Source organism: Frankia sp. CeTa3Moorea (genome assembly GCF_978021225.1).
Genome location: NZ_CDXDOR010000064.1, coordinates 1 through 15,562 on the forward strand (window position 1 = coordinate 1; position 15,562 = coordinate 15,562).

13 protein-coding genes are annotated in these 15,562 nt (G+C 67.3%); 7 read left to right on the forward strand and 6 right to left on the reverse strand.

The window, feature by feature from the left end; all coding sequences use genetic code 11:
* Positions 1–937 precede the first annotated feature (937 nt).
* Together AC08OV_RS13195 and AC08OV_RS13200 are read left to right on the forward strand one after the other, a co-directional pair.
* Complete coding sequence (locus tag AC08OV_RS13195; protein WP_476614131.1) at positions 938–1,516, forward strand: hypothetical protein; 579 nt, start codon at positions 938–940, stop codon at positions 1,514–1,516.
* A gap of 29 nt (positions 1,517–1,545) precedes the next feature.
* Entirely contained in the window at positions 1,546–2,259 is a 714-nt protein-coding gene (locus AC08OV_RS13200; protein WP_476614132.1) for a hypothetical protein, read from the forward strand.
* Positions 2,260–2,297: 38 nt separating this feature from the next.
* Here AC08OV_RS13200 and AC08OV_RS13205 read toward each other — a convergent pair whose 3' ends face one another.
* Both AC08OV_RS13205 and AC08OV_RS13210 read right to left on the reverse strand, forming a co-directional pair.
* The gene (locus AC08OV_RS13205; RefSeq protein ID WP_476601358.1) at positions 2,298–2,807 is read right to left on the reverse strand and encodes a PH domain-containing protein; all 510 of its coding nucleotides are present in this window, start codon (positions 2,805–2,807) and stop codon (positions 2,298–2,300) included.
* A 49-nt stretch (positions 2,808–2,856) separates the two neighbouring features.
* Entirely contained in the window at positions 2,857–3,744 is an 888-nt protein-coding gene (locus AC08OV_RS13210; protein WP_476614133.1) for a biotin--[acetyl-CoA-carboxylase] ligase, read from the reverse strand.
* A gap of 206 nt (positions 3,745–3,950) precedes the next feature.
* Between AC08OV_RS13210 and AC08OV_RS13215 the strand changes: the two genes are divergently transcribed.
* The 4 genes from AC08OV_RS13215 (at position 3,951) to AC08OV_RS13230 (ending at position 8,279) form a co-directional block, all read left to right on the forward strand.
* Positions 3,951–5,546: an acyl-CoA carboxylase subunit beta gene (locus AC08OV_RS13215; protein ID WP_476614134.1), complete on the forward strand. Its 1,596-nt coding sequence runs from the start codon at positions 3,951–3,953 to the stop codon at positions 5,544–5,546.
* 125 nt (positions 5,547–5,671) lie between these two features.
* The gene (locus tag AC08OV_RS13220; RefSeq protein WP_476614135.1) at positions 5,672–5,923 is read left to right on the forward strand and encodes an acyl-CoA carboxylase subunit epsilon; all 252 of its coding nucleotides are present in this window, start codon (positions 5,672–5,674) and stop codon (positions 5,921–5,923) included.
* 116 nt (positions 5,924–6,039) lie between these two features.
* The gene (locus AC08OV_RS13225; RefSeq protein ID WP_476601355.1) at positions 6,040–7,797 is read left to right on the forward strand and encodes an acetyl/propionyl/methylcrotonyl-CoA carboxylase subunit alpha; all 1,758 of its coding nucleotides are present in this window, start codon (positions 6,040–6,042) and stop codon (positions 7,795–7,797) included.
* Positions 7,798–7,868: 71 nt separating this feature from the next.
* Positions 7,869–8,279 (forward strand): DUF5313 family protein, encoded by a 411-nt coding sequence (locus AC08OV_RS13230; protein ID WP_462203569.1) that lies wholly within the window; start codon positions 7,869–7,871, stop codon positions 8,277–8,279.
* A 530-nt stretch (positions 8,280–8,809) separates the two neighbouring features.
* On the opposite strand, the gene AC08OV_RS13235 is transcribed toward AC08OV_RS13230, so the two are convergent.
* Positions 8,810–10,291, reverse strand: a complete 1,482-nt coding sequence (locus AC08OV_RS13235; RefSeq protein WP_476614136.1) for an NAD(P)H-quinone dehydrogenase — start codon at positions 10,289–10,291, stop codon at positions 8,810–8,812.
* Between the two features lie 193 nt (positions 10,292–10,484).
* Here AC08OV_RS13235 and AC08OV_RS13240 point away from each other — a divergent pair, with 193 nt between their 5' ends.
* Positions 10,485–10,925 carry a gamma-glutamylcyclotransferase family protein gene (locus AC08OV_RS13240; RefSeq protein WP_011435148.1) on the forward strand — a complete coding sequence of 147 codons (441 nt, stop codon included), beginning with the start codon at positions 10,485–10,487 and terminating at the stop codon, positions 10,923–10,925.
* 4 nt (positions 10,926–10,929) lie between these two features.
* Here AC08OV_RS13240 and AC08OV_RS13245 read toward each other — a convergent pair whose 3' ends face one another.
* The 3 genes from AC08OV_RS13245 to aspS form a co-directional block, all read right to left on the reverse strand.
* Positions 10,930–12,147, reverse strand: a complete 1,218-nt coding sequence (locus AC08OV_RS13245; protein WP_476614137.1) for an amidohydrolase — start codon at positions 12,145–12,147, stop codon at positions 10,930–10,932.
* Positions 12,148–12,222: 75 nt separating this feature from the next.
* The gene (locus AC08OV_RS13250) at positions 12,223–13,371 is read right to left on the reverse strand and encodes a glutamate--cysteine ligase (protein ID WP_476614138.1); all 1,149 of its coding nucleotides are present in this window, start codon (positions 13,369–13,371) and stop codon (positions 12,223–12,225) included.
* Positions 13,372–13,614: 243 nt separating this feature from the next.
* On the reverse strand, positions 13,615–15,471 hold the full coding sequence (gene aspS, locus AC08OV_RS13255) for an aspartate--tRNA ligase (RefSeq protein WP_476613971.1): 1,857 nt from the start codon (positions 15,469–15,471) through the stop codon (positions 13,615–13,617).
* Positions 15,472–15,562: the final 91 nt, after the last annotated feature.

A 15,562-nucleotide genomic window follows, 5' to 3' on the forward strand; every position in this document is an offset into this window, starting at 1 on the left:
GGGACCACCGACTCCGCCTGGCCTGCCGGCTCGGTCGGGGATGCAGGGACCTCCCGGGCCCCCGGGACCCCCTGGGCCGCCCACAGGCATGGCCGGCCCGCCCGGTCCGCTCTACTACGGCTCGCCAACCAGATCCGGCGACGCTGAGTCCCCGGTGACCTTCGAGCCTCCCCTGTCTCCCGGAACCCCGTCGGCTCCCGGAACCCCGTCGACCGTGGAATCCCTCTCGGTTCCGGGGTTCCCGTCCACTCCGGAACGGCCGTTCCCGCCGGGGCCCCCGTCGGGCCCGGACCTGCCGCCGCCCCTGCCTTCGGGACCTCGGACGTCCTCCGGACTGTCGATGTCCCCACACCACGCCCCATCGTCACCATGGCTGGACGACGGCGACCTCACCTACCGCCTGACCCCACCCAGCCCCCCGCCCACCGGACGGCCCGGCATCCAGGGCAGCGACATTAACCAGCCCGGAACCCTCGCGGCCGGAACCGGCACCGGGCTCGGCACGAACGGTGACACGGCCTTCCTCGGAGCCTTCGGGGCCCGGGGCAGGTCCACGGACGGCGTTGACGCGCATGTCGCGCCGTCCGCACCGCCCATCGGTTATCCGGCGCCAGCTCCCGGAGTGACAATCGGTGTCAACCCGCCGAACGGATTCCCTCCGCCGGTCGGGACGCCTGTCCCGACCGGCGGCTTTCCAGCGCCGGCGCCCGTCAATCTCCTTGGCACGTCCGCCCCCTCGGTCGACACGGCCACCGCCACACGGCTCGGCGCACCTGCGGAATCCAGACGGCCCTCGTCGTTACCGGGGCTGTTGCCGGGACTTCCGCCACCGGAGCCGCCCGCCCACCCGACAGGAATCCCCGCCAATGCGGCCGGGCCCGAGCGCGCCGTAGCCCCCTTGGCCAAGCGCGGCACAGCCTCCCGGCACGAAGTCAGCGTGGATCGACGCCTGCTGTTCGCGGGCGGCGGCCTCCTCCTGACCCTGGTGATCCTGCTCGGAGTCGTCGTGTTCACCGGCGAGGACGGCACCGACACGACGAGCGGACAATCCGTCGCCACAACATCGGCCACCGGAGCGTCGGGGAACGGTGGACAGCCGGCCGGCAATCCACAGGAGATCCTCCGCTCGCTACTGAACCCGGTCGTCATGACGGGATGCGCCGTCCCCACACACCGTGACAGCGCCTATGCCGACGCCGCCCTCGTCTGCAAGGATCCCAGCAGCATCGAGGTCACCGCGTTCCACTTCCCGAGTCAGTCCGCCATGGACCGGCAGATCGGCGCCCGTGAAACGTACTACTACGACGAGGGGAACTGCGACGACGGCCAGCAGAGCTCGGAGCGGTGGAGCTCGCCGGCCGAGTCGACCGGTGGCACCCGGCTGTGCTACTTCTTCGCGAAGCGTTTCTACGAGTTCTGGACCTACGACGACTATCGAATCGCGTTCTCCGCGAATGATCATGATCCGGGTAACCTCAACAGATGGTGGAAGTCATTCGATCCACTCCGTCATTGAGCTGACCTTCCTCGGGAGACCGGATACCTGTGAACGGTTCCGAAGACGGATTCCCGCGGAATCCGGCCGACGGTGACGAGGATCCATCCAGTGGAACCGACTCGTGGTGGCGTCGCGGGCCCCTCACCGCGATCATCTTGATCATCGTGGCTCTGATCGCGGGTGGCGTCACCATCGGACTCGCCGTGACCCGCGATCCGAGCGACAGCCCCACCGGTCGCCACCCGTCGGCGGCCGGCACGACGGGCACGGGAGGCACCGTGGCCTCCGGAGGGGCCGGCGTCGGACCGTCGCCGGGCCCGACGCTCGATGCCGCCGAGGCACGGCTGCGGTCCTCGCTCAAGCCGTTCGCGGTCGGCGAGTGCGCGAGTGCGCCGCCCAGCGAGGGACAGGCGGTACCCGGTGGCGTGGAGGCGGCCCTCAGCTGCGTCCCCGGGGTGGCGACCGATGCTCCGGCCCCCGCTCGAATCCTCGTCCTGCGTTACCCGGACGCCTCGGCCCTGGCCCGCGACATCGCCCGCCGGTCCGCAGCCCTCGCCGGCGTCGGCAACTGTTATCAGGGACAGACCGGCATCGAGCGCTGGGCACGCAGCTCCCGACGCCGTGGCACCTTCCTGTGCGATGCAGGACCCGGTCGGTTCTCGGTGTTCTGGACGGTTGACGACGAGCGTCTCGGTTTCGCCACGGAGGATCCGCAGGCCGACAAACTGCTCGCATGGTGGCGGGAGTTCGACCCGGTGTGACGGATCGGCCGTGCTTGCTGCCTCCGGCCGTCCCGGCGTCAGGCCCCCGGATAGCCCCGTGACTGGTAGGGCGCGGAGAGATCGGCAAGGGTTTCCTGCACCCGCTCGGCGTGCGGCATGCACGACAGGCTGACCCGGCCCCGCTGCCCCACCGTCTCAATGATCAGCTCACCCGAGCCCAGAACCCGGTCGAGGACGTTCTGCTGCACGGTCGCACCAACCAACCAGGCGAACGGGACATCACGCCCAACCCGCGTGACGACCCCTTCGCGGATCATCAGTCGATGGTTCGTCACGACGTAATGGGTTGTCATTCGACGTAGCCATGGCATCACACTCAGATAACCGATTGCACCGAAGGCGACCAGAAGCACGAGGTACTGGATGGGCTTCTGCAACACCCCTCCGGGTGCGAAGAAAACCCCCAGCACGGCGAAAAGGAGGGCGGCAACCGTCCAGAGCGCCGGGACTACCAGGCTGACCCAGTGCGGGTGCAGATGGAGGACAACCTCTTCGTCCTGGGTGAGGATATCGTCGGGAAACGCCACGGCAACGATCGTCGCATCTCGGGCTGACAGATCGCTGCCGGGTCCCTCGTCACCGCAGGTGAACGATGTCGGCGGCGCTGTAGGGTCGCCCGTCGACGACGAGCCGGCCGTCGGGGTCAACATCGCTGGCGGTCCCGAGCACCGCCGAACCGTCCGGCAGCTCGACGCGCACCCGCCGGCCGATCGTCGCGCACACCCGTAGGTACTCCGCGCGAGCCGCTTGCGGGTCAGCCTCCCAGCCAGTGATCGCCCCGACGAGATCGGCGAGTACCACCCCGAGCAGCTCGGTCCGGTCCAGAGCCGCCGGAAGCGCGCCGCTGAGCAGCAGGCTCGTCGACCGCTCCGGGAGCTCGTCACGCTCCGCCATGACATTCAACCCAAAACCGATAATCACCGAAGGTGACGACAATGGGATCTGGACGACCTCGACCAGGATGCCGGCGAGCTTCGCATCGTCGACGAGAACGTCATTGGGCCATTTCAGGACTGCGGGAACCGCCGCCACCTCACGTAGCGTCGCCAGGAGCGAGGTTCCGACCACCATAGGCAGCCAGCCGAGCAGGGACATCGCTACCCGGGGTCGCAGCAGCAGCGAGACCGTCAACCCGGCGCCAGGGCGAGACTCCCAGGATCGGTCGAGCCGGCCACGACCCGCCGTCTGCCGTTCGGCGACGAGAACCTGTCCCCGGCCGCGGGCGGTGTCTTCGCCCCGGGCGATGCGCGCCAGCGCGGCGTTGGTCGAGTCGATCTCCTCTACCACCGTCAGGTCGAGGCCAACCGCGGCGGCACGGGCCGCGAGGCGTGCGGCGTCCAGCGGTTCACGTGTTCCGATGGACGCGGATCGCCCCTCCCCGACAGAGCGGGCCCGAGGGGACGTCGGCGAGGGCTTGCCGGGCGGGAGCTTGCCGGACGCGGGCTGCTCGGAAGAGGGTCCCACGGGTGAAGGCTCCTTCGAGGGTGACACCGGTCCACCCTGCCAGACCGTCCGGTCACCCGCCGGCGACTCGGGCGATCAGCGGACGATCAGCAAACTGATCCGGGATACGGTTAACTCACCGGAGGCCCACGAATCTTGCCTATCCGGTGAGATCCGCTGCACATCAATCACACGCGTGGACCCGCGGGGGTCGTACGCTGCCGGTTATGGCTCTTCCCGCGCCCGCAGAGGATTCCGCTCCCGACCCGCACACCACCGCAGGCCGACTCGCCCAACTGCGGCGCGTGAACGATGATGCCGTCCACGCCGGGTCCCAGCGAGCGGTCGACGCGCAGCATGCCAAGGGCAAGATGACAGCCCGCGAACGGGTCGAGGCCTTCCTCGACCCCGGGTCGTTCGTCGAGACCGACGCCTTCGCCCGCCATCGCGCGCACGACTTCGGCGTCCAGGCCAACCGGCCGTATGGCGACGGCGTGGTGACCGGGTACGGGACTGTCGACGGCCGGCAGGTCTGCGTGTTCAGCCAGGACTTCACCGTTTTCGGTGGCAGCCTGGGTGAGGTCTTCGGTGAGAAGATCGTCAAAATCATGGATCTTGCGTTGAAGACGGGCTGCCCCGTCGTGGGTATCAACGACTCCGGCGGAGCGCGTATCCAGGAGGGCGTCGTCTCCCTCGGTCTGTACGGCGAAATCTTCTACCGCAACGTGATGGCCTCCGGCGTCATCCCACAGCTCTCGCTGATCATGGGACCATGCGCCGGTGGCGCCGTGTACTCGCCGGCGATCACCGACTTTACCCTGATGGTCGACCAGACCAGCCACATGTTCATCACTGGCCCCGACGTGATCAAGGAAGTCACCGGCGAGGACGTGGGCATGGAGGAACTGGGTGGCGCACACACCCACAACTCCCGCAGCGGTGTCGCGCACTTCCAGTCGGCCGACGAGACGGAGTGCCTCGAGCTCGCCCGTGCGCTGCTGTCGTTCCTTCCGTCGAACAATCTCGACGACGCCCCGAGCTACGACGCCGTGGACGATCTGGACGCCGAGATCGACCCGGATCTCGACACGTTCATCCCCGACTCCCCGAACACTCCGTACGACATGCACCAGATCATCGAGCGGCTCCTCGACGAGGGTGACTTTCTCGAGGTCCACACCCAGTTCGCCCAGAACATGATCGTCGGATTCGGCCGGGTGGATGGACGTTCTATCGGGGTGGTCGCCAACCAGCCGATGCAGTTCGCCGGCACCCTCGACATCGACGCCAGCGAGAAGGCCGCCCGGTTCGTCCGGACCTGCGACGCATTCAACATCCCGGTGCTGACCCTGGTCGACGTCCCCGGCTTCCTCCCCGGCACCTCCCAGGAGTGGAACGGCATCATTCGCCGTGGCGCCAAGCTGATCTACGCCTACGCAGAGGCCACCGTACCGAAGGTGACGGTGATCATTCGGAAGGCCTACGGCGGTGCCTACGACGTCATGGGGTCCAAGCACCTGCGGGCGGACATCAACCTCGCCTGGCCGACCGCCGAGATCGCGGTGATGGGCGCCCGGGGTGCCGTCAACATCATCTATCGACGGGATCTAGCCAGGTCCGAGTCACCGGAGACTCGTCGGGCAGAGCTGATCCAGGACTACACCGATCACTTCGCGACCCCTTACATCGCGGCGGAACGGGGCTATCTCGACGCGGTCATCAGCCCGTCGGCAACGCGGTGCGAGGTCATTCGAGCGCTGCGTCTGCTGCGTACCAAACGTGAATCCCTGCCACCGAAGAAGCACGGCAACATCCCGCTATAGACGATATCTGCCGTCGCCAGCTCGCCGGAAGGAGGATCTCCCCGACGGAGATCTCCCGGGCCTCAGAGGTCCACGGACGGCATACTCACGACGCACCAGCTACTCGAGGTACCGAGGAGAGAAACGTGGTTCAGGACGATGACAGGCGGGCGAGTCGGCCTCGGCTGCAGCTGATCCGCGGCGAGGCGACGCCGGAGGAGATCGCCGCTGTGGTGGCGCTCCTGACGGCTCGTGCCGCTCCCTCGTCGGCGCCGGCCATCCGCCGTTCATCCTGGGCCAGCCCGACGCTGGCGCTCCGTGGCAGCCTCACCACCGGACCGGGCGCGTGGCAAAGGTCCGGGATGACGCCGGGTGCGCGCACTCGAGCCGACTGGTGATCAACCGATAGGCATGACGCCGGGATGTCTGCAGCATCACATCTGGGTACAACGACAGCAAAATGTGCGGCCCGACTCACCTACACTCAGGCAGGCCGGACGAGGACGGGAGCGACGTGCGTAAGATCCTCATCGCCAATCGGGGAGAAATCGCGGTTCGAGTAGCCCGCGCCTGCCGCGACGCCGGATACACCAGCGTCGCAGTATACGCGGAACCGGATATCAATGCCCTGCACGTACGCGTTGCTGACGAGGCATTTGCGTTGGGGGGCACGACCCCTGGTGATTCATACCTGCGCATCGACAAAATTCTCGATGCCTGCAAGTCCTCCGGGGCCGATGCCGTCCACCCGGGATACGGTTTTCTCTCGGAGAACGCGGACTTCGCGGAGGCCGTGATCTCCGCAGGCCTCACCTGGATCGGCCCGCCGCCGGAGGCCATCCGCCGTCTCGGGGACAAGACCGCGGCCCGGCATATTGCACTAGCGGTCGGTGCGCCACTCGCGCCTGGCACCGCAGACCCCGTAGCCGGCGTCGATGAAGTTGTCACCTTCGCCAAGCAGTACGGCCTTCCGGTTGCCATCAAGGCCGCTTTTGGTGGCGGAGGGCGCGGGCTGAAGGTCGCTTGGACCGCGGAGGAGCTCCCCGAACTGTTCGACAGTGCCGTCCGGGAGGCGGTCGCGGCGTTCGGTCGCGGAGAGTGCTTCGTCGAGCGGTACCTGGACCAGCCCCGCCACGTCGAGACCCAGATCCTGGCGGACACGCACGGCAACGTCGTCGTGGTCGGTACCCGCGACTGCTCGCTCCAGCGCCGTTACCAGAAGCTCGTGGAGGAGGCGCCGGCACCGTTTCTCTCGGAGGCTCAGCTCCACTCGCTGTACGACGCCTCGAGGGCGATCTGCAAGGAAGCCGGCTATATCGGGGCCGGGACCGTCGAGTTCCTCGTCGCCCGCGATGGCATGATCAGCTTCCTTGAAGTCAATACCCGCCTCCAGGTCGAGCATCCGGTGACCGAAGAGGTCTCCGGAGTGGACCTGGTTCGCGCCCAGTTCCGCATCGCAGAGGGTGAGGCACTTGACTTCACCGATCCGGCTCCTCGCGGTCACTCCATCGAATTCCGCATCAACGGTGAGGATCCCGGCCGTAACTTCCTTCCCGCCCCCGGCACGGTCACCAAGCTGATCGCGCCGGCCGGCCCCGGCGTCCGACTCGATACCGGCATCGAAAGCGGCAGCGTCATCGGCGGCGCTTTCGACTCCCTGCTCGCAAAGCTCATCATCACCGGAGCAACCCGGCAGGAAGCTCTGCAGCGGGCTCGGCGCGCCCTCGACGAGATGATCATCGAGGGAATGGCGACGGCACTGCCATTCCACCGCGCGGTCGTACGGGATCCCGCCTTCGCCCCAGAGGACGCCGCGGAGCCTTTCCGTATCCACAACCGCTGGATCGAAACCGAGTTCGACAACACCATCCCGGCCTTCGCGGGAGGGACTGAGGCCGACACCACCCCCGAGCCGCGGGAGACCGTGGTTGTCGAGGTAAGCGGCAAACGCCTCGAAGTCGTGCTACCCGCCGGATTCGGTTCTGCCCCCGTCGCCGCTTCCCGGGGAGCGGCGCCCAAGCGGCGCGCTCGCGGCACGGCTGCGGCCAAGGTCACGGGCGACGCCCTGACCAGTCCCATGCAGGGCACCATCGTGAAGGTCGCGGTCAACGACGGCGACGCTGTTTCCGCGGGTGATCTGATCATTGTTCTGGAAGCGATGAAGATGGAACAGCCGATCAACGCGCACCGGGATGGCACGGTCACCGGACTGGCTGCGGCCGTCGGCGCCGTTGTCACCAGCGGCACCGTGCTCTGTGAGATCAAAGACTAGAACGCACCGAAGCTCGACCTGCCCACCGTCGGCTGCCACCTCTCCACCGCAGACTTCATAGGCTGCGAGGTATGGACGGTAACGACAGCCCGACGGTGAGCGGCCAGGACCGGGAGCTAGCGGTGGCCCGCCCAGTCGTTCAGCGACCACCGCTGACCGGGCGAGTGCACTACCTGCTTGGGGGGACCCTTCCTCCGGCCTACAACGACTGGGTCTCGCATGACCTCACCGGCCCCGGCTGGAGGCTGCGCCAGGCGGCACGGCCCTTCCTGCTGATGTTGCCCTTCGCGCTGATCTTTTCCCTGTTGCCCGGTGAGTTCGGAGTCCGAGCCGTCGTCGTCGCGTTTCTTCTGATCTCTGGGATCGGGCTCGGCTTCGCCACCAGCGGGTTCTTCCGGAACCGCCGACTGGAACAGCATGGCTTTCCTCCGGTTTTCCCCACGAGCGACGATGAGGACAAGGAGGACGGGGACACGGAGTGATTTAACCAGGAATGTCACATTTCTCAGCTTTTCGCTTACTCGGACCGGTGCACCTCGGGCCGGAGGCGGCCCTCGATAACAACATCCGCCAGATACTGCTCTGGTGATATGTGATATCGACGCCCCTCTGGGCTCGTCCAGATGAAATGCCCAGGCTTGTCCTGGCGCAACCTTCAGTCCTTCCGCGAAGAGCCATGTGAGCCCGGGGCGGCCGGCCGTCCCGGGCTTCCCGTCGTGTCTTTTTCGACACGACACCCGGACCTCTTACTCACCCGCATGCTTCAGACGATGATGCCGTCGGCACGTCGGCCCGAGAGTCAGAGCCACGCCGCGAACCGGTTTCATCCCGCGGACATCGCCGGCCGCGCCTACGGGAACAGACGATCCCCCAGACGCGGCCAGGTGGAAAAGCCCTGCTCGTAGCCTTCTCCACAGGCAGGCGTCGGCAGTACTCGCCGCGCCGGCCGTCGTCCCGGCATGGCAGCCCGACATGGCAGGAGGTTCCGCATGCGGCCCTGCCGGGCCCCTGCTCACTCCGGGTTGTCGAATCCCGCGAAGAAGTCGCGCGTACGCAGGACGCGAGCCGCCTCGGTGATCGACCCGGAGAGCGACGGGTAGATCGAGAACGTATGTGCGATTTGATCGACGGTCAGACCGTGTTCGACCGCGAGCGAGATAGAGAGGATGAGTTCGGATGCACGCGGCGCGACAATGACACCGCCAAGCACGCTTCCACTCCCCGGACGGCAGAACAGTTTCACGAAGCCGTCCTCAATACCCATCATCTTCGCCCGCGGATTCCGCGAGAGTGGAACTGTGGTCACCTCGGCTGCGACTGCCCCGGTGTCCTTCATCACCTGCGTGACTCCGACGGTGGCGATTTCCGGCTCGGTGAAGATGTTGGACGACACCGTCCCGAGCCGCAAGGGTGTGACGGCCTCGCCGAGGGCGTGCCACATGGCGATACGCCCCTGCATCGCGGCGACCGATGCGAGCGGGAGGACTCCAGTGCAGTCACCGGCCGCGTAGACACCCGGCACCGAGGTCCGCGACATCCGGTCCACGTTCACATGCCCACCAGGCCCAAGCCGCACCCCCACGTCAGTCAGCCCGAGGCCCTTGGTGCAGGGTACCGAACCAACCGCCATCAGAGCATGGCTTCCCGTGACGGTCCGGCCGTCGGTCAGCTCAACGATCACACCGTCCCCGATGCGCCGTACCGACGCCGCCCTCGATCGGTTGAGCACCTCGATCCCACGCCGCACAAACACATCCTCGATGACCCGGGCAGCATCCGGGTCCTCCCCCGGCAGCACGCGTTCGCGCGAGGAAACCAGCGTGACCTCGGCGCCAAGCGCCCGATACGCGCTGGCGAACTCAGCTCCGGTGACGCCGGAACCGACGACGACCAGATGTTCGGGTATCTCCTTGAGGTCGTAGAGGTGTCGCCAGGTGAGAATCCGCTCACCATCCGGCTGGGCCGTGGGGAGATCGCGTGGTGAGGCGCCGGTCGCGATCAAAATCACATCGCCGACGAAGGTTTCACCGGCGCTGGTTTCGATTGCGTGCGGCCCGACAAGACGCCCAGAGGCGTGCACGACATCGACCTTCTCGCGCTCGAGCCGGCGCTCGATGTCCAGGGACTGGGCCTTGGCTAGATCACGGACCCGTTCGTACACCTGCTCCGCATCCACATTGACGACCTCCGGGGGCGTGAGCGGCCGGATGCCCGAGTCCGCGCCGGTACTGATCCCCCAGGCCACGGGGGGCAACGCCGGTTCCGGCCCAGGGCCGAGACTATGCGGGCGGACACCCAGGCCGGGAGCCAGAGCAAGGTTCGTCATGGTCTCCGAAGTCGCGATCAAGGTTTTGGAGGGGACGCAGTCGGTGAGCACACAGGCACCACCGACCCCGTCCGAGTCGATGATGGTGACCGTCGCTCCGAGTGAGGCTCCAACGAGAGCCGCCTCGTAGCCTCCGGGCCCTCCACCAAGAATGATGATGCGAGTCACGTGCCCTCCCGATCCGGTATCGCTTCCTTATCATCTTGCCCCGCCGCCGTGGCCGCTCTCCTGCCGGTGCGGAAGGCTCCGTAGGATCGCAGACGGAGTCCGACATCGGCGATGTCAGGTAGGGCCATCTTCCTCCTTTCATGAGCGGAAATTACAGTTACAATCACGCACCGTAACCCTCCGAGAGATCACAATGACCTTGTACGCGGCTTACGCCGGCAACCTCGACCCGGCGCAGATGAAGGAGCGGGCCCCGCATTCGCCCGTGACCGGCACTGGATGGATCAACGGTTGGCGCCTCACGTTCGGCGGTGAGAACGTCGGTTGGGATGGAGCCTTGCCGACCATCGTCGAGGCTCCGGGTGCCCACGCGTACGTCCTTCTGTACGACCTCGACCGTTACGACTTGGAACGGCTCGACGTCTGGGAAGGCGCGGACACCGGCCTGTACACCCGCATCCGGGTGCGGGTCTCCACCCTCGATGGGGAGGCTCTCGCCTGGACGTATGTTCTCGACGCCTACGAGGGAGGACTCCCGTCGCGCCGGTACCTCGAGATGATCGCCGATTCCGCGGAGAAGGCCGGGGCACCCGCCGACTACGTGGCCGAGCTCCGTTCGCGACCGACTGCGTGACGCATCACGGCGCCGGTGGCGTCTGGGTCAGCAGATCGAGAGCCGCGCCGGCAAGCAGCTTCACGCCCACACCGATCGCTCTCTCGTCCACGTCGAAGCTACCCTGGTGAAGGTCGTAGGTGTGGCCGCCGGGTGTCCGAGTGCCCAATCGGGCCAAGGCCCCCGGCACGTGGTTCAGATACCAACCGAAGTCCTCGCCACCAAGCGATTGCGCCACCATGGTGGAGGCCCCGTGACCAAACACACGGTCGACGACGGTCCGAAGGACCTCGACGACATCCACGCTGTTCACCACGGGCGGCACGCCACGCCGGTAGTCGACCACGATCTGTGCTCCGTACGGTGCGATGAGCTGCTCGGCAACCTGAGTGACCAGCGCCGGCACGCTCTCCCAGGTCTCCCGGGACAAAGTGCGGATCGTGCCTCGGAGCTGACCGGTTCGAGGGATGGCGTTGGTAACGGTTCCCGCCTGCACCTGACCCCAGACCAGGGAGAGCGCCGACCTGGGATCGACTAGTCGCCCCAACGCGGCAGGAAGATCGGCCGCAAGGCGGACGAGCGCGTACACCAGGTCGACTGTGTTCTGTGGCCGGGAGGTGTGACCGCCGGGCCCGGCCAACGTGATTTCGACGGCATCGGCGGCAGAGGTGATCGGACCCGTCCGCAGACCGATCATGCCCAGGTCGAGCGCCGGATCGCAGTGCACCGCGATCGCCGTGGTCACCGGCTTCAGCACTCCCGCGTCGATAACGTCCAACGCGCCGCCCGGCATGAGCTCCTCCGCGGGCTGGAACACCAGGCGCACGGTCCCGGGCAGCGTAGACACGCGTGCGATCTCGGCAAGCGCGAGTCCGGCGCCGAGCGCCACGGTCGTGTGTACGTCATGTCCGCAGGCGTGAGCCACACCCGGAACGGTGGAGCGGTACCGCACGTCCTTGATATCCGAGAGCGGAAGAGCGTCCATGTCGGCCCGCAGCATGATCACGGGAGCATCTGGATCATGATCGACGCCGAGACCGATATCACACCACAGGCCAGGAAGGTCCGGCAGGCGCTGCGGCGACAGTCCCGCGGCCCGGAGTCGCGCCTCGACCTGCTCGGCGGTGCGGTGCTCCCGCCGGCCGAGCTCCGGGTGGGCGTGGAGATCGCGACGCAACGCGATCAGCTCGGATTCGTGCGCGGCCACCCACCCGGCGACCGCCGCGGTCTCGTCAACCTTCATCTGCCGGCCGGGCTCCTCCCTGCACACGCCACGCGGGCCCTGAACGCGTGCGGTTCGGGGTATTCGCCGACGTGTCTAGCCGTCGACTACCGGACGGCCCATGTTCATCTCTTCGAGCAGGGTATCGACGACCCGGATGAGATCTCCACCGGCCCGCCGGGCGGCGTCCCGCTGCCGGGTATAGCTCGCGCCCGTCCGCAGGATGGTCAGCGCGTCGGAGAGCTCGGATGAACAACCGAGGCGGTGGGCGACCGGAAGCAGATCCTCCACGAGATCGGTGATCTCGTCCCGGACCGGCCGGATACCGCCCCGACCATCGACGATGATCTGTGCGTCCAGACCGTACCGGGCCGCTCGCCACTTGTTCTCCTGCACGAGCCAGCGTTGCGGAGTCGGGAGGCGATACCCACGATCGATCTGGGTGTTCATGCGGTCAACCAGGCACTGCGCGAGAGCCGCGACCGCCCCCACCTCCATCAGGGACGGCAGACCATCGCAGACCCGCAGTTCCACGGTGCCGAAGTTGGGATGTGGACGAATGTCCCACCAGACCTCGCGGATCGTCTCGATGGTGCCGGAGACAATCAGTGTCTCCATGAACGACTCGAAACCCGGCCAGTCCTCCAACGGGTACGGCAGTCCCGCGGTGGGCAGGCTCGCGAAGACCTGTGATCGGGATGAGGCCAGCCCGGTGTCTCCGCCCAGCCAGTAGGGCGACGACGCCGACAGGGCGAGAAAATGCGGAACATAGGCCATCAGAGCGTTCACGATCGGCATGACCTTGTCCGCAGACCGCACTCCGACGTGTACGTGGACGCCGAAGATGAGCAGCCGCCGGGCCAACCACTGCATCTGGCTGACCAGCCGGAAATAGCGATGATCCTCGGTGATGCACTGCCCCATGTAGTCACTGGCCGGATGCGTGCCACTGCACATCAGCCCGATCCCGCGCCGTTCCGCCAGATCACGCAGCAGCGAGACGGTTCCAGCCAGGTCCGCGGTCGCTTCCTCCACCGAGTCGCAGACCCCGGTGACGACCTCGATGGTCGACGCGAACAGCTCGTGCTTGGCCTTGGCCGCCTCGCGCTCCCCGGCCTTCGCCCGCAGCTCGTGAAGAATCCCGCTGGCCTCGCCGCGAAGTTCGCGCGATTGCTGGTCGACGAGCTGCAGCTCCCATTCGATGCCGAGACTGGTGCTCGACGACGACGAGAAAGGGATCTGCACCTAGCCTCCTCGGGTCGGGATCTCGGGGTCGGTACCAGCACCAGACAGCCGTCACCCACCGGCTCGGCTCACGGGCAGCGGCTCGGCTCACGGGCAGCGGCTCGGCTCACGGGCAGCAGAAGGTGACTACCCCATTCGGCCCGTTCCTACCCCACCACCCCCCACCGGGGAGCTGGCCAAAGGCTTGGTCGCGGCAATGCCCGGCCCGACCACCTCACCGCCCATCGGCCGGGCCCGACGCGCTCAGACGGCTACCGGGCCCGGTCCCGGTCCCGGTGCCGGTGCCGGTGCCGGTGCAGTGACCACCCGCACCCCCAGCTCACGCAGCTGACGATCGGTCACGGGCGTCGGGGCGCCCGTCAACGGGTCGAGTCCCGACTGGGTCTTGGGAAAAGCGATGACCTCCCGGATGTTCTCCTCACCGGCGAGGATCGCCACCAACCGGTCGATCCCCACCGCGAATCCGCCGTGCGGTGGCGCCCCGTAGCCGAAAGGGGTGAGGAAGAAGCCGAATCGAGCCCTCGCCTCCGCCGGCGAGATTCCGAGGATCCCGAAGATGCGCTGCTGGAGATCGCTCTCATGGATCCGGATCGAGCCAGATCCGAGTTCCCAGCCGTTGAGCACCAGGTCGTACGCCCGGCTACGCACCGCGAGCGGATCGGTCTCCAGCTTGTCCACATCGTCGGGGTGCGGACGGGTGAAGGGGTGATGCCCCGGCTTCGGCCGTCCGGTGCCGGGATCCACCCCGACGAACAGCGGGAAGTCGACGACCCACACGAACCGCAAGGGACCTTCGCCGGCCGGCGGGCGGCCCAGATCGTTGCGAAGCTGGCCGAGCACCTCGCAGGTGGTCGGCCACTCGTCGGCGACCAGGAGAAGAAGGTCGCCCGCCACCGCCGCGGTTGCCGCGACGATGCCGGCGAGTTCCTCGGCGGCGAGAAACTTCGCCACCGGGGACTCCAGCTCGCCGCCGGGACCGACCCGCATCCAGACCAGGCCCTTCGCGCCCAGTCCCTTCGCCCGCGCGGTGAGATCGTCGAGCTTGCGCCGGTTGTGCGAGGCTGACCCGCCGGGTACGCGGATTCCCTTGACGGCCTCGGCCCCGGCGAACGCCTTGAAACCGCTACCCGCGAAGACCGCGGTCAACTCTATGAGTTCCATGCCGAACCGCAGGTCCGGCTTGTCGACCCCGAAGCGGTTCATCGCTTCGTGCCAGGACATCCGCTCGATCGGCAGCACGGGGCCGCCGGTCACCGCCCGGGCCGCGGCCAAAACCGCCGCCGACGTCACGCCGAGCACGTCGTCCTGGTCCACGAAGCTCATCTCGAGGTCGAGCTGGGTGAACTCGTACTGCCGGTCGGCCCGCAGGTCCTCGTCGCGCAGACATCGGGCGAACTGGAAATAGCGATCCGTCCCGCCCACCATGAGCAACTGCTTGAAAAGCTGGGGTGACTGCGGGAGGGCGTAAAAACTGCCTGGGAACTGGCGCGACGGGACGATGAACTCCCGCGCTCCCTCCGGTGTCGAGGGCATCAGCAGCGGCGTCTCGACCTCGACGAAGTCCAGCGGGGCGAGCGCCGAGCGCATCGCCGCAAGAACCGCCGAGCGGATCCGCAGGTTGCGCTGCATCCGGTCACGGCGCAGATCGAGATAGCGGTAGGCGAGACGAGTGGTCTCATCGACGGAGTCGGCTCGATCGTCCAGCGGGAACGGCGGCGGTGTCGCGACCGAGAGCACCTGCACCTCGCAGTCGCGTAGCTCGACCTCGCCCGTGGCCAGGGCGGGGTTCGCGGTCCCCTCCGGGCGGACGGCGACGGTACCGGTGATCCGCAACACGTACTCGGTCCGGACGTCGACCGAGCCGTCGACGACCGCCTGAATGATCCCGGAATGGTCACGCAGGTCGACGAAGGTCAGCGACTGGCCGTGCTGACGGCGATGCGCCACCCAGCCACACACCGTCACGGTCTGGTCAACGTGATCCGATCGCAGATCACCGCACAGATGTGTGCGCATGGCCGTGCGCTGCCGCCCGCCCGAGGTGGCGGCCCCCGCCACCGGGATCGGTAGCTCGCCGGTGGTCGACTGGGTCGTAGTCATCGATCCGTTGTTCCCATCGCAGTCTGGTCCGGCCCGCCGGGTACTTTTCTCGCCAGATGTGTGGCGATGTCACTGCGCCCGTCGCGGGATC